The 15,981-nt window shown below is 70.4% G+C and carries 18 protein-coding genes; 12 read left to right on the top strand and 6 right to left on the bottom strand.

Annotated features, from left to right (window positions below):
- The first annotated feature begins 84 nt into the window (after positions 1-84).
- Positions 85-1,260, top strand: a complete 1,176-nt coding sequence (locus HNR61_RS10585) for a putative hexosyltransferase (protein WP_312897837.1) — start codon at positions 85-87, stop codon at positions 1,258-1,260.
- A 174-nt stretch (positions 1,261-1,434) separates the two neighbouring features.
- Complete coding sequence (locus HNR61_RS10590) at positions 1,435-2,283, top strand: D-alanyl-D-alanine carboxypeptidase family protein (protein ID WP_182842922.1); 849 nt, start codon at positions 1,435-1,437, stop codon at positions 2,281-2,283.
- A 2-nt stretch (positions 2,284-2,285) separates the two neighbouring features.
- On the opposite strand, the gene HNR61_RS10595 is transcribed toward HNR61_RS10590, so the two are convergent.
- Complete coding sequence (locus HNR61_RS10595; protein ID WP_182842923.1) at positions 2,286-3,236, bottom strand: MerR family transcriptional regulator; 951 nt, start codon at positions 3,234-3,236, stop codon at positions 2,286-2,288.
- Positions 3,237-3,382: 146 nt separating this feature from the next.
- Between HNR61_RS10595 and HNR61_RS10600 the strand changes: the two genes are divergently transcribed.
- Entirely contained in the window at positions 3,383-3,886 is a 504-nt protein-coding gene (locus HNR61_RS10600; RefSeq protein WP_246442404.1) for a guanyl-specific ribonuclease, read from the top strand.
- Positions 3,876-4,484 carry a barstar family protein gene (locus HNR61_RS10605; RefSeq protein ID WP_182842924.1) on the top strand — a complete coding sequence of 203 codons (609 nt, stop codon included), beginning with the start codon at positions 3,876-3,878 and terminating at the stop codon, positions 4,482-4,484. Before HNR61_RS10600 ends, HNR61_RS10605 begins: the two co-directional genes overlap by 11 nt.
- Positions 4,485-4,498: 14 nt before the next feature.
- Here the strand turns inward: HNR61_RS10605 and HNR61_RS10610 are convergent, their stop codons facing one another.
- The 3 genes from HNR61_RS10610 to HNR61_RS10620 all read right to left on the bottom strand — a co-directional run bounded on the left by HNR61_RS10610 (position 4,499) and on the right by HNR61_RS10620 (position 6,214).
- Positions 4,499-4,867, bottom strand: a complete 369-nt coding sequence (locus tag HNR61_RS10610; RefSeq protein WP_182842925.1) for a DUF4190 domain-containing protein — start codon at positions 4,865-4,867, stop codon at positions 4,499-4,501.
- A gap of 211 nt (positions 4,868-5,078) precedes the next feature.
- Complete coding sequence (locus HNR61_RS10615; protein WP_067821097.1) at positions 5,079-5,849, bottom strand: deoxyribonuclease IV; 771 nt, start codon at positions 5,847-5,849, stop codon at positions 5,079-5,081.
- A 41-nt stretch (positions 5,850-5,890) separates the two neighbouring features.
- On the bottom strand, positions 5,891-6,214 hold the full coding sequence (locus HNR61_RS10620) for a hypothetical protein (protein WP_067821100.1): 324 nt from the start codon (positions 6,212-6,214) through the stop codon (positions 5,891-5,893).
- Between the two features lie 249 nt (positions 6,215-6,463).
- Between HNR61_RS10620 and HNR61_RS10625 the strand changes: the two genes are divergently transcribed.
- From HNR61_RS10625 to HNR61_RS10650, 6 genes are all read left to right on the top strand, one after another.
- Positions 6,464-6,628, top strand: a complete 165-nt coding sequence (locus tag HNR61_RS10625; RefSeq protein WP_182842926.1) for a hypothetical protein — start codon at positions 6,464-6,466, stop codon at positions 6,626-6,628.
- A 162-nt stretch (positions 6,629-6,790) separates the two neighbouring features.
- Positions 6,791-7,081: a 30S ribosomal protein S6 gene (gene rpsF / locus HNR61_RS10630; RefSeq protein WP_182842927.1), complete on the top strand. Its 291-nt coding sequence runs from the start codon at positions 6,791-6,793 to the stop codon at positions 7,079-7,081.
- A gap of 37 nt (positions 7,082-7,118) precedes the next feature.
- Positions 7,119-7,664 carry a single-stranded DNA-binding protein gene (locus HNR61_RS10635; protein WP_182842928.1) on the top strand — a complete coding sequence of 182 codons (546 nt, stop codon included), beginning with the start codon at positions 7,119-7,121 and terminating at the stop codon, positions 7,662-7,664.
- Between the two features lie 67 nt (positions 7,665-7,731).
- Complete coding sequence (gene rpsR, locus HNR61_RS10640) at positions 7,732-7,968, top strand: 30S ribosomal protein S18 (RefSeq protein ID WP_019631633.1); 237 nt, start codon at positions 7,732-7,734, stop codon at positions 7,966-7,968.
- Positions 7,969-7,986: 18 nt separating this feature from the next.
- Positions 7,987-8,433 (top strand): 50S ribosomal protein L9, encoded by a 447-nt coding sequence (gene rplI / locus HNR61_RS10645; RefSeq protein ID WP_182842929.1) that lies wholly within the window; start codon positions 7,987-7,989, stop codon positions 8,431-8,433.
- A gap of 223 nt (positions 8,434-8,656) precedes the next feature.
- Positions 8,657-9,340: a peptidoglycan recognition protein family protein gene (locus HNR61_RS10650; protein ID WP_246442407.1), complete on the top strand. Its 684-nt coding sequence runs from the start codon at positions 8,657-8,659 to the stop codon at positions 9,338-9,340.
- A gap of 16 nt (positions 9,341-9,356) precedes the next feature.
- Here HNR61_RS10650 and HNR61_RS10655 read toward each other — a convergent pair whose 3' ends face one another.
- Both HNR61_RS10655 and HNR61_RS10660 read right to left on the bottom strand, forming a co-directional pair.
- Positions 9,357-9,545, bottom strand: a complete 189-nt coding sequence (locus tag HNR61_RS10655; protein ID WP_182842931.1) for a hypothetical protein — start codon at positions 9,543-9,545, stop codon at positions 9,357-9,359.
- 128 nt (positions 9,546-9,673) lie between these two features.
- Positions 9,674-11,002 (bottom strand): MATE family efflux transporter, encoded by a 1,329-nt coding sequence (locus HNR61_RS10660; protein ID WP_182842932.1) that lies wholly within the window; start codon positions 11,000-11,002, stop codon positions 9,674-9,676.
- Positions 11,003-11,333: 331 nt separating this feature from the next.
- On the opposite strand from HNR61_RS10660, the gene HNR61_RS10665 reads away from it, so the two are divergent.
- Together HNR61_RS10665 and HNR61_RS10670 are read left to right on the top strand one after the other, a co-directional pair.
- Positions 11,334-15,233: a replicative DNA helicase gene (locus tag HNR61_RS10665; RefSeq protein WP_182842933.1), complete on the top strand. Its 3,900-nt coding sequence runs from the start codon at positions 11,334-11,336 to the stop codon at positions 15,231-15,233.
- Positions 15,234-15,466: 233 nt separating this feature from the next.
- Positions 15,467-15,979, top strand: coding sequence for a hypothetical protein (locus tag HNR61_RS10670; protein WP_182842934.1), 513 nt, complete (start codon positions 15,467-15,469; stop codon positions 15,977-15,979).
- The last annotated feature ends 2 nt before the right edge of the window (positions 15,980-15,981 follow it).

Genomic DNA, 15,981 nt, shown 5'->3' on the forward strand with positions numbered 1-15,981 from the left:
CACGGCGTCGTCGCCGTTTCTTGGACGTGGTGTCAGTTGATCTCGGTCGACCAAGCATCCGACGAACGGAAATCGAATAGCAAAGTGAAGGCGATCACCGACCGGTTCCGGCCGGGGGACCGCGGGGCGCTGGCGCTGTGGCTCGGGGCGTGGCTCGGCGTCATGTTCGTCGTCGCGGTCGCCCCCCGCGCGCTGCCCGCGCTCTTCGATTCCCGCCCGTATCTTGACAGGTGGGCGCAGTGGGACGCGGTCCGGTTCACCAAGCTGGCCACGTACGGGTATGACGGTCCGCCGTGGGAGAAGTTCGATCCGGGATGGCCCGCGTTCTTCCCCGGTTATCCGCTGGCGCTGCGCGCGGTCGGCGCCCTGGTGGGCGACCTGCGGGCCGCCGGGTTGTTGATCTCCCTGGTCGCGGGCGCGGTCGCGGTGGTGGCGCTGGCCCGGCTCGGGAACGACGCCGAACGCGAGCGTGTGACCGACGCCACATCCGGGGTGGACGGGGAGCGCGCGCCGTCCGGGCGGCTCGGCACGATGGCGGTCGTCGCGATGCTGGCGGGCCCCGGCGCGGTGTTCCTGTTCGCGGGCTACTCGGAGTCGCTGTTCCTGGCGTTCGCGCTGCCCGCCTGGCTGTGCGCGCGGCGCGGGCAGTGGATGTGGGCGGGGCTGCTGGCGATGCCCGCCTCCGCCGTCCGCATCACCGGCCTGTTCCTGGTGCTGGCGATGCTGGTGGAGTACGCGGTCGGCGCGCACGGACGGCGGAGCAGGGGCCTTCGGCCGGCCGGGTGGCTGGTGCTGCCGTTCCTGCCGCTGGCGGCCTACACCTTCTACCAGTGGACGCGGACCGGCGACTGGATGGCGTGGCAGCACGCGCAGGAGGCGGGCTGGGACCGGAAGTTCACGATGCCGTGGGACGCGCTGGAGCTGACCTGGCAGGCGGCGTTCGCGGTGGACAACGAGTTCACGCTCGCGTTCCGCATCGAGCTGGCCGCCGCCGCCGTCGGGGTGGCGCTGACGGTGTTCCTGCTGCTGCGGCGGCGGTGGCCGGAGGCGACGTACGTGGGGTTGCAGCTGGTGGCGCTGATGACCTCGTCGTACTACCTGTCGATCGGGCGGGCGACGCTGCTGTGGTGGCCGCTGTGGCTGGCCCTCGGCGGCATGGCGGTGCGCTGGCCGAGGGCCTTCACGGGGCTGGTCGCGGTGGCGCTGCCCTTCGCGGTGCTTCAGCTGCTCACGTTCACCTCGGGGTCCTGGGCGGGCTGATCAGCGCAGCCCGCGCGCGGTGCGTCCGGTGTCCCAACCCTCGCGGAACGGGTGGATTTCGCGGTCCATGGGAGTCCCCGCACAGAGAATTAGCGGAATGAACCGTTCCGCTGCCAGGTCAAGATCTTGCCTGCTTCGAATGGAACGCCAGGTGGGAGGGGTAGTTCACCGATCATGCGGATCACCCCTGTGCTCGCCGCTCTCGCCCTGCTGTCCGGAGTCCTCCTCACGCCCGGCACCGCCGACGCCCGGACGGCACCTGCGCCGCCCGGTGTCCGGGCCCGTTCCGCCCTGCTGGTCGACGACGGGACCAGCGAGATCCTGTGGGGGCGTCGCGTCCGCGAACGCCGCCCCATCGGCAGCCTCGCCAAGCTCATGACCGCCGTCGTCGTCGTCCACGAGGGCGGCCTGAACCGGCGGCTGCGCGTGAGGCCGTGGCACCTGGCCTACGCGCACGCCCGCCACGGCACCGTCGCGCGGCTGCGCCCCGGCGACCGGATCCGCGTGCGCGACCTGCTCCACGCGCTGCTGCTGCCGTCCGGATCCGACGCCGCCGCGGTGCTCGCCGAGGCGTACGGGCCGGGCCACCACCGCTTCGTCCGCAAGATGAACCGCCTCGCGCGCGCGTTCGGCATGACCCGCACCCGCTACTCCGACGCCGCCGGGCTGCCGCCGTCGCCGGGCCACTCCACGGCCCGCGACCAGGTCGTGCTCGGCAGGTACGCGCTGGGCCTCCCCGAACTCCGGCGGATCGTGCGCAAACCCCGGCACGCGCTGCGCGCCGGGGACGGCCACGGCCGTTACGTGTGGCTCACCACCAACACCATGCTCGGCGACTATCCCGGCCTGCTCGGCGTCAAGAGCGGCTACACCCTCGCCGCCGGGGCCAGCTTCCTGTTCGCGGCCCGCCGCCACGGCCGCACGCTGGTCGGCGTGGTCCTCAACAGCTCCCCGACCGTGCGGGCGGCCCGTTTCCGGGACGCCCGCAAGATCCTGAACTGGGGGTTCCACCACACCCGCTGAGGTCAGCCCACCCGCACGCGCAGCGCCTCGACGAACCAGGAGTACGCCGGCGACAGCTCCGGGAACTCCGGCCAGCCGTTGATGACGCCCAGCAGCCTCCAGTACCGCTCGGTGCGCGGATCGTCGCCGATCTCGCAGCGTTCCAGCAGCTCGGCGCGGAACGCGGGGTCGTCGTCCCGCCCGGCGGCCGCCGCGAACCCGGCGACGACCTCGTCCACCACCGCGGCGGCCTCCGGCGACGCCGGTGCGAGGCCCGCCTCCCGCGCCGCACCGGCCCGCCGCTGGACCAGGTCCATCAGCTCCCCGTTGTGCGACCGCAGCGCCTCGCCGGTGTCGTCGCCGCGCGCCATCTCGGAGTGCTGGTACTCGGCCATCCGCCGCACGCTGGCGCGGAAGCCGGGGTCCTGGACCAGCTCGGCCAGCTCCACCCACGCCTCCACCTGCTCGGGCGTGGGGTCGTCGGGCAGTTCGGGAACGGCCGCGCGCATCCGGTCGGCGAAGCCCGGCGCGGACTCCAGCCCCTCGAACGTCGCGTCCACGAAATCGGTGATCAGCCTGCGGCGCTCCTCGTCGGACAGTTTCGCGAGCCTGTGCATGAGTTCCATCTCCCTGGGACCTGATCGGCGTCTGGCGACCGCCCGCAGCACCGCCCGGCGCAACCGCAGCGCGTCGATCTGCACGTCGATCGCCCGGACGTGCGCGGCGGCCACGTCCGCGAGGTCCACCTCGTGGTCCAGCACCCGTCGCACGGTCGGCAGGTCGACGTCCAGTTCGCGCAGCGTGCGCACCAGGTCGAGGCGGGCCACGGCCGTCACGTCGTACAGCCGGTAGCCGCCCCCGCTGCGGGTCGACGGCGGCACCAGCCCCGCGTCGGAGTAGAACCGGATCGTGCGCACCGGCAGACCGGTGCGGCGGGCCAGTTCCCCGATCGTGTAGAAGGTGTCGCCGTCCATGTCCCCACCCTGCGGTCTCCAGTCGGTGGAGACTCAAGCACGAATACTCACGATCATGAAGGGGAGGGATACCCCCAGGTCAACGCGTTCCGATCGGGCGGGCGCGGGGCGCGGGCGAGCATCCGCGCGGGGAGGGGGGCGCCGCGATGGCGATGGCCCGGAGAGCGGCGGGGGCACTGGCGGCGTGCGTTCTGGCGCCGCTGCTGACGCTGGGACTCGGCGCCTGCGCCGGGCAGCGGTCCGGCACCACCGGGCCGGTCGTGCCGGCCTCGCCGTCCGCCGGGGGCTCCGCGCCGCGGACCGGCCGGACCGCGGCGCCGTCCGAGATCACGGTCGCGGAACTGCCTCCGGAGGCGCGGGAGACGCTGCGGCTGATCGAGGCGGGCGGACCGTTCCCCCACCGTAGGGACGGGACCTACTTTCTCAACCGCGAGGGCCTGCTGCCCGCCAGGGAACGCGGCCACTACCGCGAGTACACCGTCCCCACGCCCGGCGAACGCACCCGCGGGGCCCGCCGTATCGTGGCCGGGCGGGACGGGGAACGCTATTACACCGCCGACCACTACCGCAGTTTCTCCCGGGTGGTCGGGGAACGATCGGGCGGCCGGAACCGACCGGAGCCGACCGGAGGGAGGCACGATGACCACTGACCGGGATGCCGAGCGAGCGCTGGACGACCTGCTGGCGGGGCGGCTCAGGACGGGTGTGTACCAGTGGCGCGCCCCCGTCCCGACCGCCTGGGCGGCCGTCGGGGAGCCGGACTGGCGGGACCGCGCCGCGAAGGCGGGATGGCGCACGTTCACGGTGGACGCCGGGCGCGTCCGCGACGGGAACGGGTTCCTGAAGCTGTGCGGCGAGGCGTTCGACCTGCCGGAGTGGTACGGCGAGAACTGGGACGCGCTGCAGGACTGCCTCACCGACCTGTCCTGGGCGCCCGCGCGCCACGGCTACCTGGTGCTGTGGGAACGCTGGACCGGGCTCGCCGAGGACGACCAGAAGGCGTTCCGCACCGCGCTCGACGTGTTCGCCGAGGCCGTGGAGTGGTGGCGGGACACGGGGACGCCGATGGTCGTGCTGGTGCTGCCGACACCGGGCGTGGAGGTCGCCGGGATCCCCCGGCTCGCTCCCCGGCCCGCGCCGTCCGAGCCCACCGACGACGCCGGGCCCGCCGACGACTCCGGAAACGGCTCCGGAAACGGCTCCGGAAACGGCTCCGGCCCGGACCGCCGGGGCGATCCGGGCCGGTAGCGGCCGGCGGCGCGTCAGTAGGTGCTGCTGCTGGGGGAGTCGCTCATGCCGATCACCGCCAGGAGGCCGAAGATGTACAGCCCCCAGACCAGGATCGTGAGGAAGCTGAGGATGTAGCCGATGATCAGGCCGGCCACGGCCATGCCGCTGCCGCCCTCGCCGGTCCGGCGGATCTGCCCCTGCGCCACGTGCCCGAAGATGACCCCCAGGAACGCGGCGAAGCCGCAGGTGAACAAGCCCGCGATGGAGCAGATCAGGGACGCGACCGCCATGCCGTTGGTGGGCGGCATCACGACCTGCTGCGGAGCGCCGTAGTAGTGGTGCTGCACGGCCGGCTGCTGGTAGGGCTGCTGTCCGTAGGGGTCGTAAGGGGGCTGCGCCATGGGATTCCCGATCGCTCGCGCGCCCGCCGCCGAACTGCCAGGCGCGCGTGCGCAGGGGGTAGATGGTCCGGATTATGCCAGGGGGTGCGGTTCCACGGTCGTCGTCGCCGGGCTGGGTCGTCCATGGCGTTAGATGCGGAACGGCGGACCCGGGTTCCCGCCGCCGGGGCCCGATCTTCACCCCGCGCCCGCGTCGGGCGCGGGCCCGGGATCAGGTGAGGTTCTCGCGGAGCCAGGCGATGTCGGCGGCCTGCCCGTCGCCGGGGGTCTCCACCACGACCGGCGCGGCGGCGGCCCGCACCACCGTGAGGATCAGCTCCGGGTCGATCTTGCCGCTGCCCAGGTTGGCGTGCCGGTCGGCGCCCGACCCGAACGCGTCGCGGCTGTCGTTGCAGTGCACCAGGTCGATCCGCCCGGTGATCGCCTTGATCCGGTCCACGGCGTCGATCAGCTCCTCGCCCGCCGCGTGCGCGTGGCAGGTGTCCAGGCAGAAGCCGAGCTTGCCGTCCAGGCCGTCGACGCCCGACAGCACCTCCCACAGCCGCGCGATCCGGTCGAACCGGCGCGCCATGGCGTTGCCGCCGCCCGCGGTGTTCTCGATGAGGACCGGGACCGGGAAGTCGAGCCGCTCGAAGACCTTGCGCCAGTTCTCGAAGCCCGTCTCGGGGTCGTCGTCCTTCAGCACGTGACCGCCGTGCACGACCAGGCCCTTGGCGCCGATCCCCGCCGCCGCCTCCAGTTGCTGGACCAGCAGCTTGCGGCTGGGGATGCGGATGCGGTTGTTGGAGGTCGCGACGTTGATCACGTACGGGGCGTGCACGTACACGTCCACGTCGCCCGCCGCGACCTCCCGGACCGCGTCGGGGACCACCGGCTTCTTCCAGCCCTGCGGATCGCCGAGGAAGAACTGCACCACCTCGGCGTTCTTCGCGCGGGCGCTGGCCAGCGGGTCGGTCTGGTCGACGTGGGCTCCGATGCGCATGACCCGAGGGTATCCCCGGACACCGACGGACGGCGGGGCGTTCAGATCGTGAAGCCGCCGTGCCGCAGCGCGAACGCGGCGCCGACGAACGAGGCGACCATGCCGATGACGTTCATCCAGCGCTCGTTGGTGGTCGCCGACATCATCTGCGAGTACAGCGCCAGCGGCAGGCCGACCACGCCCGCGACCGCGCCGAAGAAGTGGGTCGCCGGGACGAAGCCCAGCACCAGCGCCGTCAGGCCGATCACCAGCGCGGTGACCGCCATCGCGTCCTCGCGGCCGTGGCGCTCGTCGCGCGCCCGGGCCTGGGCCTGTGCGCGGCGGCCGACCCGCGCGCTCTCGCCTCCGGCTACCTGTTCGGGCATCGGTCATCCCTCCCTGTGACGAGTGTCGCATCCGGTGCGCTCCGGGCCCCGTTCCCGCAGGTGCCCGTGTGACACCGGGGACGGACCGACCGGCCTCGTAGAGAGATTCCCGGGTGAGGCGATGATCAATCGGAGGCGGTACCGCGGAAAAATGTCGGCGCCACCCGGTAACGTCGAACGTGGATTCGAGAACCGGACTTCTCGGCTCCGCCCCCGAGGGGAAGCGGGGAGAGGCTGGAGGTGTTCGTGATGAGGGAGAGCGAGCTGGCGGTCATCGGCGACGCCGAGCTGGTGGAGGAGCTGTCCATGCTCACCACCCAGACGGCCCGGATGCGCGCCCGCATGGCCGACATCATGGCCGAGCTCGAACGGCGCCGCTGCGCCGGCCGGGCCCCGGCGGGTGCCCGCCACTAGTCCGTTCCGGGCCGTCACGCTGCCGACTCTTGGTAGCCTGTATCGGTCTCGCGGCGATGAGTGCGGCCGACATGGGCCCGTTTCCCGCCGCGAAGGACGCAAGAAGCCCTCCTGTCACGGAGAGACCGTGACCGCATCAGTCCAGAGGAGGTAGGGACAAGCATGCGTCGTTACGAAGTCATGACCATCCTCGACCCGGCCATCGACGAGCGCACCGCCGGCGCGGCCCTGGAGCCGTACCTGAAGGTCGTCAAGGACAACGGCGGCAGCGTCGAGAAGGTGGATGTGTGGGGCCGTCGTCGGCTGTCCTACGACATCCAGAAGAAGTCCGAAGGCATCTACGCGGTGATCGACCTGTCGGCTGAGCCCGCCACGGTCAAGGAGCTGGACCGTCAGCTCAACCTGAGCGAGTCGATCCTCCGCACCAAGGTCATCCGCCCCGAGGTCCACTGAGCCAGGCTCAGCCCTCACAGCAGCCGGAGCGAGCCCCATGGCAGGCGACACCGTAATCACGATCGTCGGGAACCTCGTCGAGGACCCGAACCTGCGCTTCACCCCCAGCGGCCAGGCGGTCGCCTCCTTCCGCATCGCCTCGACCCCGCGGTTCTTCGACCGCCAGTCGAACGAGTGGAAGGACGGCGAGGCCCTGTTCCTGACCTGCAACGTCTGGCGGCAGGCGGCCGAGAACGTCGCCGAGTCCCTCCAGCGCGGCATGCGGGTGATCGTGCAGGGACGCCTCAAGCAGCGGTCCTATGAGACCAAGGAAGGCGAGAAGCGCACCGTCTTCGAGGTCGAGGTCGACGAGGTCGGCCCCTCGCTGCGCAGCGCCACGGCCAAGGTCGCCAAGACCCAGCGTCAGGGCGGCGGCGGCGGTTTCGGCGGCGGCGGTTTCGGCGGCGACCAGGGCGGCGGCGGCTTCGGCGGCCAGCAGCAGGGCGGCGGCTTCGGCGGCGCGCCCGCGGGCGCGCCGGCCAACGACCCCTGGGCCACCGGCGGCAACAGCGGCGGCGGCTTCAACGACGACCCGCCGTTCTAACCGCGACCTTTCACTGTTCACCACGTCCATTCCCGCGTGAGCGGGGCTCTCACAAAGGAGCACCACGATGGCGAAGCCACCTCCTCGCAAGCCGAAGAAGAAGGTTTGCGTGTTCTGCCAGGAGAAGATCTCCTACGTCGACTACAAGGACACCGGTCTGCTGCGGAAGTTCATCTCCGACCGCGGCAAGATCCGTGCCCGCCGTGTGACCGGCAACTGCACCCAGCACCAGCGCGACGTCGCCACCGCGATCAAGAACGCTCGTGAGATGGCGCTGCTGCCCTACACCAGCACCGCGCGCTGAGGGGAGGACTGACCAACCATGAAGCTCATCCTCACCCAGCAGGTCTCCGGCCTCGGCGAGCCCGGTGACGTCATCGAGGTCAAGGACGGCTACGGCCGTAACTACCTCGTTCCGCGCGGCTTCGCGATCCGCTGGACCCGGGGCGCCGAGTCCCAGGTCGAGTCGATCAAGAAGGCCCGTGCCTCCCGCGAGATCGCCACGGTCGAGTCGGCCAAGGAGATCGCCGACCGGCTCAAGGGCCTGAAGGTCACCCTGAAGACCCGGACCGGCAGCAACGGCCGCCTGTTCGGCGCCGTGACCGCCGCCGACATCGCCGACGCGGTCAAGGCCGCCGACGGTCCCGACCTGGACAAGCGCCGCATCGAGATCGGTAACCCGATCAAGACCGTGGGCGTCCACCGGGTCAGCGTCCGGCTGCACGCCGAGGTCAGCGCCGCCATCGACGTCAACGTCGTGGCCGCCTGATTCCGACGCGTACCAGGCCGGGTCCCCTTTTCCGGGGGGGCCCGGCCTTCGCGCGTTCCCGGCGCGTTCCGCTTGGTGATCTCTGTTCGTGCGGCTACGTTCCGTAACAGAGATCGCTACGGGGGGTCCGATGCGGGAACGGGAGTACCGGCTGGCGCGCCGTGCCGTGCTCGGCGGAATGCTCGGGTTGGGGCTACAGGCGACGTTGGCGAACAATGAGGCCATGGCGGCGGAACGACCGGAGGGGCCACTGCTGCTCCCCCGGGTGCACACCCGCAGGGAGTGGGGCGCCCGACCCGCCCGCCGCCGCGCCGAGGTGCTGGACCGCGCACCGGACCACATCGTGGTCCACCACACGTCCACCCCCAACGTCACGGACTACTCCGTGGACGCGGCCTACGACCTGTCACGGGCCATCCAGCGCTTCCACATGCGCACCCGCGGCTGGAACGACGCCGGCCAGCAGCTCACCATCAGCCGCGGCGGCCACATCATGGAGGGCCGCAACCGCAGCCTCACGGCGATCCTGTCCGGCCGCCACTGCGTCGGCGCCCAGGCCCTCCACCACAACGACCACACCATCGGCATCGAGAACGAGGGCACCTACATGACGGCCGACGTCCCCGGCCGCCTGTGGGAGTCCCTGGTCCACACCTGCGCGTGGCTGTGCGACCGCTACGACCTGAATCCGTACCAGGCCCTGGTGGGCCACCGCGACTACGGCAGGACGGACTGTCCCGGCGACGTCCTCTACTCCCGCCTCCCCGCGTTGCGGGAGGAGGTGGCGGGCCTGCTGAGGTTCCCGTCGCGGAAGTCGGCCCCCCGGATCGACACAGACGACCTGCCCGCGGACCCCGGCGAGGCCATGCCGTCCGGGACGGCGCACCCCGAGCGCCACGACCGCTGACCGGCGCCCGCCGGGGTCACTCCCCGGAAGTGGCGTAGCCCTGGCGGCGGCGGTCGATGTCGGGGTCCAGGGCCGCCACCAGGGACCAGATCTCGGCGATGCGTTCCACCAGCTTCTCCGGGGGGAGGTCGGCCAGGCCCTCGGCCGCCAGGTCGTCGATCGCCTGCGCGAGCTGGGCCCACGGCTCACCCTCGGTGGAACACATGTTCGAATAGTAGTGATCGGGAAGGGTGTCGCGCGTGCGGTTGGAGCAGCGCGTCTCATGTATCCCGATAAGAACGTTGTGTCCCTCGGCCCCCAGGGGCGGGACCCGTTCGCCCCGACCGGCGTTGATCAGCGGCGGACCGCGCCGGTGACCATCCACGCGCGCCCGCGCGCCCGCCACCCGAGCGTCAGCATCCGCACGCACATCCACAGGCCGATCGCCAGCCACAGCCCCGTCAGGCCCGCGTCCGCCCGGTACGCGCCCAGCGCCGCCGGAAGGAACGCCAGCGTCGCCAGCGCCGTCGTCCACGCCAGGTAGAACCCGTCACCGGCCCCGATCAGGATGCCGTCCAGCACGAACACCACCCCCGCCACCGGCTGGAACAGCGCCACCAGCAGCAGCGACCCCGCCAGCAGGTCCCGCACCTGCAGATCGGGCGTGAACAGCGCGGGCAGCCAGGGCCGCACCACCAGGATCGCGATCCCGAACGCCACGCCGCACACCACGCCCCACCACACCATCCGCCGCGTCACCGCCCGCGTCCCCGCCAGGTCCGACGCCCCCAGGAAACGCCCCGTGATCGCCTGCCCGGCGATCGCGATCGCGTCCAGCGCGAACGCCAGCAGCGTCCACACCTGGAACCCCACCTGGTACGCCGCGATCTCCGGATCGCCCATCCGCGCCGCCACCGACGTGCCCACGACCAGCACGATCCGCAACGCCGCCGTCCGTAGCAGCAGCCCCACACCCGCCGTCGCCGCCGTCCGCAGCCCCGCCACGTCCGGCCGCACCCCGGCCCCGTGCTCCCGCGCCGCCCGCAGCACGACCGCCGCGTACACCGCCGCGCTCCCGGTCTGGGCGATCACCGTTCCCCACGCCGACCCGGCGACGCCCCAGCCGAAACCGAGCACGAACACCACGTTCAGCAGCAGGTTCACCCCGAACCCGCCGACCGACACCAGCAGCGGCGTCCGCGTGTCCTGCAACCCGCGCAGCACGCCCGTCCCGGCCAGCACCACCAGCATCCCGGGGATCCCGAACAGGCTGACCCGCAGATAGGTCTCCGCGTACGGCGCGACGCCCGGCGACGCCCCGAACAGGTCCACCATCCACGGCACCAGCGCCCACCCGGCCACGATCAGCACCACGCCGAGCGCGACCGCCAGCCACATCCCGTCGATGCCCTGCCGCAGCGCCGCCCGCATGTCCCCGGCCCCCACCTGCCGGGCGACGCCCGCGGTGGTGCCGTACGCGAGGAACACGCACAGGTAGACCAGCGTGCTCAGGATCTGCCCCGCGACCCCCAGGCCACCCAGCTGGGCCGTGCCGAGGTGCCCGATGATCGCCGAGTCCGACAGCAGGAACAGCGGCTCGGCGACCAGCGCCCCGAACGCCGGGACCGCCAGCCGCCAGATCTCCCGGTCATGGGGGGACGCACGGAACCTCACGGACGGCACGCTACCAACCTGTAATCGATATGAACACTTTGACGCTTACGTTGGGAACGTGACGCGAATCGCCCGACTTTCTTTCCCACACACCCCGTGGACGAAGTTCTCGCACTTCAACGGTAGTCTGTGCCGGCACTCGCCGCGGTAATCCCCAGGGTTGTCCACAGCTCGTGCACAACCGGAACGGCGTGTCTGCACAGCGCCTCCACATGCTCATCCACAGGGCTCTTTGCGTTCGGCCCCAGTAATGTCAGACCCTTCCGGTAGACGTGGGATGAACGTACGGCGTCGTGGCGGACGGGGCCGCCGGTGCCGCAGCCGATGGGGGGTGTGCCAGATGAGCGTGACCGATCTCGGAACACATGAGCAGGAGTTCGAACGCACCCCGCCGCACGACATCGCGGCCGAACAGGGCGTGCTCGGCGGCATGCTCCTGTCCCAGGACGCCATCGCCGAGGCCATCGAGATCCTCCGCACCGCCGACTTCTACCGCCCCGCCCACCAGATCATCTGGGACATCGTCCTCGACCTGTACGGCCGCGGCGAACCCGCCGACGCCGTCACCGTCGCCGGCGAACTCACCAAACGCGGCGAGATCACCCGCATCGGCGGCGCCCCCTACCTGCACACCCTGATCTCCTCGGTCCCCACCGCCGCCAACGCCGGCTACTACGCCAAGATCGTCCGCGAGCGCTCCGTCCTCCGCAAACTCGTCGAGACCGGCACCCGCATCGTCCAGATGGGCTACGCCGCCGACGGCTCCGACGCCGACGACATCCTCGACCGCGCCCAGGCCGAGATCTTCGCCATCGCCGAGAAGCGCTCGGGCGAGGACTACCTCCCGCTCAGCGAGATCATGCCCGGCGCCCTCGACGAGATCGAGACCATCGGCTCCCGCGGCGGCCAGATGACCGGCGTCCCCACCGGCTTCGCCGACCTCGACGCCCTGACAAACGGGCTGCATCCAGGACAAATGGTAGTGGTTGCTGCTAGGCCTGCCATGGGGAAGGCCTTGAGCCTCGACACCCTGGTCCCGACGCCTTTCGGTTGGACGACCATGGGTGACATCGAAGTCGGTGACCTGGTCTTCGGCGCGGACGGCAAAACAACCCGTGTCGTGGCCGCCACTGAGGTCATGCATGGTCGTCCCTGCTATGAGGTCGAGTTCTCCGACGGCGAAGTGATCGTCGCCGACGCCCAGCATCTGTGGCGTACCACGACCCGTGCGAGCCGTCGCCAGGCGAGCGAGCGTAAGCCGTCCTATTACTGGCCGAACGAGGCGATCCATCGCGTTCGGTATGCGACGGCCGAGGCCAACGACGACCCGCGCCGCCTCCTCACGCACCGCGAGGCGGTGGCCGAGGTCGGCGCGGAGTTCAGGGACGCTCTCTACGCGGTCACCCGTCAGTTGGGCCACCAGGGCAAGGCCGACAGGACCCTGTCCAAGCGCCAGCCGCGCTACGAGGCCGCGGATCTCTACCGCAACCTGCTGGGTCGAGTGATCCGTCCCAAGAACTTCGCGACCACGGCGCAGCACCAGCCCATCAAGACCACCGAAGAGATCTGCGCGACCCTGCGCTGCGACGGCGACAACCGCCCCAATCACGCCGTCGAGGTGGCCAGATCGTTCCAGCTTCCGGATGCAGATCTTCCAATCGACCCCTATGTGCTCGGAGCCTGGCTTGGTGATGGCGATAGCTGGCACGGGGCGATCACCTGCTTCGACGAAGAGATCATCGCCGAGCTCGAGGCTGCAGGTGAGACGGTCACTCGTCATTCGGCTCCAGGTAGGTACGGCATCCTGAAGTTGCAACGTCGACTCATTGAGAACGGACTTCACCGCAACAAGCACATCCCCGCCGCGTACCTGCGCGCCTCTGAAAAGCAGCGGCGGGCGTTGCTCGCCGGGATGCTGGACACCGACGGCTACGTCTCCGAGATCGGGCAGGTCCAGCTCGCGTTCGCCAACAAGCGGCTCGCCGAGGACGCCCACGAGCTGATCCTCAGCCTGGGCTATCGGGCGACGATGACGACCAAGCCTGTGAAGGGCCGTTGCGAGGAGACCTCGACCTTCTACCGGATCAACTTCACGCCGGCCGAGCCGGTGTTCCGCCTTCCCCGCAAGCTGGAGCGGCAGCGCAGGAACGTGGACCCGAAGGCCCGCGTCCGCTACATCGTGGACGTGCGGCCGGTCGAGAGCGTGCCGGTGCGCTGCATCCAGGTGGACAACGCCGACCACATGTACCTGGTGGGCCGTTCGTGCATCCCGACGCACAACTCCACGCTCGCGCTCGACTTCGCGCGGGCGGCGTCGATCAAGCACGGGCTGACCTCGGCGTTCTTCAGCCTGGAGATGGGGCGCAACGAGATCACCATGCGTCTGCTGTCGGCCGAGGCGCGGGTGGCGCTGCACGCGATGCGGTCGGGCACGATGCAGGACGAGGACTGGACGCGGCTGGCCCGCCGGATGAGCGAGGTCGCCGAGGCCCCGCTGTTCATCGACGACTCGCCGAACATGTCGATGATGGAGATCCGCGCGAAGTGCCGCCGCCTGAAACAGCAGCACGACCTGCGCCTGGTCGTGATCGACTATCTCCAGCTGATGAGCTCGGGCAAGCGCGCCGAGAGCCGCCAGGTGGAGGTCTCGGAGTTCTCCCGGTCGCTGAAGCTGCTGGCGAAGGAGCTCCAGGTCCCGGTGATCGCGCTCTCCCAGCTGAACCGAGGCCCCGAACAGCGAACGGACAAGAAGCCCATGGTGTCCGACCTTCGCGAATCGGGCTGTGTGACCGCCGGGACGCGAATCATGCGAGCGGACACCAACGAGGAGATCACGATCGGCGAGCTGATCGAGAGCGGTGTCCGTGACATTCCGGTATGGGCGCTCGACGATCGGCTCAAGTACGTGCCGAGGACGATGACGCACGCCTTCTCCAGCGGACGCAAGGAGGTTTTCCGGGTCACCCTGGCGTCGGGCAGGCAGGTCGAGGCGACCGCCAACCACCCGTTCCTGACCTATTCGGGCTGGTCTCCACTTGGAGAGCTGGAGCCAGGGACACGGGTGGCGTCGTCCCGCCATGTGCCACCACCGTTGGAGATCAAGCCCTGGCCCGAGGAACGCGTCATCCTGCTGGCGCACCTCATCGGTGACGGCTCCTTCGTGAGGCGTCAGCCCATCCGGTACGCCAGCAAGGACGAGGCGTGCCTGTCGGCGGTGACCGATGCCGCCAAGCACTTCGGCATCACGGCCGTCCGGGACGAGTACGAGGCGGCACGGGTCACCACGCTCCGACTGCCCGCGCCTTACCGGCTGACCCATGGTCGCCGAAACCCGATCGCCGAGTGGCTCGACGAACTCGGCCTCTTTGGGCTGCGTTCGCACGAGAAGTTCGTGCCCGGCCCGGTCTTCGGTCTGCCCAAGGAGCAGGTGGCGCTCTTCCTGCGTCACCTGTGGGCCACCGACGGCTGCGTGTACTGGGACGCCAAGCAGGGGCAGTGCCGCGTCTACTACGCCTCGACCAGCCGCCGCCTTGTCGAGGACGTGTCGCGGTTGCTGTTGAGGTTCGGGATCCTGTCGCGCATCAAGAAGGTCAACAAGACGGGTTACCGGCCGGGTTACCAGCTTCACCTGTCCGGCGTGGAGAACCAGCTAGCGTTCTTCGAGGCCGTCCAGGTGCACGGCGCACGTGGCGTGATCGCGGCCGCCGCCGTGGAGAAGCTGCGTGATCTGCGCGCGAACACCAATCTCGACACCGTTCCTCGCGAGGTCTGGAACGACGTCCGTCAGATCCTCGTCGACAAGGGGATGACGCAGCGCGGGTTCGCGGAAGCGATGGGTACCAGTTTCTCTGGTAGCGCGATGTGGAAGCGCTCGCCGAGCCGGGCCCGTCTCGGGCGGGTGGCGACGGTGCTGGACAGCGCCGAACTGGAGATGCTCGCCACCAATGACGTTTTCTGGGATGAGATCGTCTCGGTGGAGAGCATCGGCGAGCAGGAGGTCTACGACGCGACGGTGCTCGGACTGCACAACTTCGTCGCGAACGGCATCGCTCTGCACAACTCGATCGAGCAGGACGCGGACATGGTCATCCTGTTGCATCGTGAGGACGCGTACGAGAAGGAGTCGCCGCGGGCCGGTGAGGCGGACCTGATCGTGGCCAAGCACCGTAACGGTCCGACCGCGACGGTCACCGTGGCGTTCCAGGGCCACTACAGCCGTTTCGTGGACATGGCGCAGTAGGCGCGTCTTCGGTTTCTCTCGCGAGGGTCCTTCCCGGTCGACGGCCAGGGAGGACCCTCGCCGCTTAGGGGCGTGGTGATCGCCGGACGAGATAGGGCGTCGTGTGTCGGGTCGGCTGACAGCCGGGGCCGGAGATCGGTGGTGGCTGTCAGCCGGTTGGCCGTGGGCCGTCAGGGCGGGTGGGCAACGTGGGGATCAGCAAGAACGAACCCCCTGGAAGAAGGAGCCCCCCGATGCTGGTCTTCGCCGCGGTCATGCAGGTTCTCGTCGGTCTCGCCTTCGTCAGCATCCCGGTCGTCCGGGCCCGGTACGGGCGGGACGCCGCCGCCAAGGCGGAGGCCGAGCTGGTCCGTCAGGGCGTGCCGGCCTCGGTGCTGAAGGAGAACGGTCTCAGCTTCGACGCCAGCGGGCACGAGACCGCCGCCCCGGTCGCCGTGGCGCTGGTCATGGCGGTGCTGGCGGCGCTGAACCTGCTGGCCCACCCGTGGGGCCAGACGCTCACCTGGGGCTTCCAGACGCTGGTGCTGATCGGCAACGCGCTGATCCTGTGGAGCCAGGTCACCGCCGAGCGGTCGGTGCGGGCCGCGTTCCGCAGGAAGGGTGGCCCGATGCTGGAGCGTGTCGACGTGGTGGCGCTGTTGAAGGCCGCCGAGAGCGGCTTCCCCGCCTGGGTGAAGGTCCAGCAGTACGTCCGGCACACGGTGGTGTTCGCCGGTTCCGTGCTGGCCCTGGTCGCCGTCGCCTGATC

This window comes from Actinomadura kijaniata (genome assembly GCF_014138665.1).
GTDB classification, from domain to species: Bacteria; Actinomycetota; Actinomycetes; order Streptosporangiales; family Streptosporangiaceae; genus Spirillospora; species Spirillospora kijaniata.

Excerpts from the sequence above, each read along its gene's own strand:
- HNR61_RS10590 (WP_182842922.1), top strand. The coding sequence starts at position 1,435 with ATGCGGATCACCCCTGTGCTCGCCGCTCTCGCCCTGCTGTCCGGAGTC.
- HNR61_RS10595 (WP_182842923.1), bottom strand. The coding sequence starts at position 3,236 with ATGGACGGCGACACCTTCTACACGATCGGGGAACTGGCCCGCCGCACC.
- HNR61_RS10600 (WP_246442404.1), top strand. The coding sequence starts at position 3,383 with ATGGCGATGGCCCGGAGAGCGGCGGGGGCACTGGCGGCGTGCGTTCTG.
- HNR61_RS10605 (WP_182842924.1), top strand. The coding sequence starts at position 3,876 with ATGACCACTGACCGGGATGCCGAGCGAGCGCTGGACGACCTGCTGGCG.
- HNR61_RS10610 (WP_182842925.1), bottom strand. The coding sequence starts at position 4,867 with ATGGCGCAGCCCCCTTACGACCCCTACGGACAGCAGCCCTACCAGCAG.
- HNR61_RS10615 (WP_067821097.1), bottom strand. The coding sequence starts at position 5,849 with ATGCGCATCGGAGCCCACGTCGACCAGACCGACCCGCTGGCCAGCGCC.
- HNR61_RS10620 (WP_067821100.1), bottom strand. The coding sequence starts at position 6,214 with ATGCCCGAACAGGTAGCCGGAGGCGAGAGCGCGCGGGTCGGCCGCCGC.
- HNR61_RS10625 (WP_182842926.1), top strand. The coding sequence starts at position 6,464 with ATGAGGGAGAGCGAGCTGGCGGTCATCGGCGACGCCGAGCTGGTGGAG.
- rpsF (WP_182842927.1), top strand. The coding sequence starts at position 6,791 with ATGCGTCGTTACGAAGTCATGACCATCCTCGACCCGGCCATCGACGAG.
- HNR61_RS10635 (WP_182842928.1), top strand. The coding sequence starts at position 7,119 with ATGGCAGGCGACACCGTAATCACGATCGTCGGGAACCTCGTCGAGGAC.
- rpsR (WP_019631633.1), top strand. The coding sequence starts at position 7,732 with ATGGCGAAGCCACCTCCTCGCAAGCCGAAGAAGAAGGTTTGCGTGTTC.
- rplI (WP_182842929.1), top strand. The coding sequence starts at position 7,987 with ATGAAGCTCATCCTCACCCAGCAGGTCTCCGGCCTCGGCGAGCCCGGT.
- HNR61_RS10650 (WP_246442407.1), top strand. The coding sequence starts at position 8,657 with ATGGCGGCGGAACGACCGGAGGGGCCACTGCTGCTCCCCCGGGTGCAC.
- HNR61_RS10655 (WP_182842931.1), bottom strand. The coding sequence starts at position 9,545 with ATGTGTTCCACCGAGGGTGAGCCGTGGGCCCAGCTCGCGCAGGCGATC.
- HNR61_RS10665 (WP_182842933.1), top strand. The coding sequence starts at position 11,334 with ATGAGCGTGACCGATCTCGGAACACATGAGCAGGAGTTCGAACGCACC.
- HNR61_RS10670 (WP_182842934.1), top strand. The coding sequence starts at position 15,467 with ATGCTGGTCTTCGCCGCGGTCATGCAGGTTCTCGTCGGTCTCGCCTTC.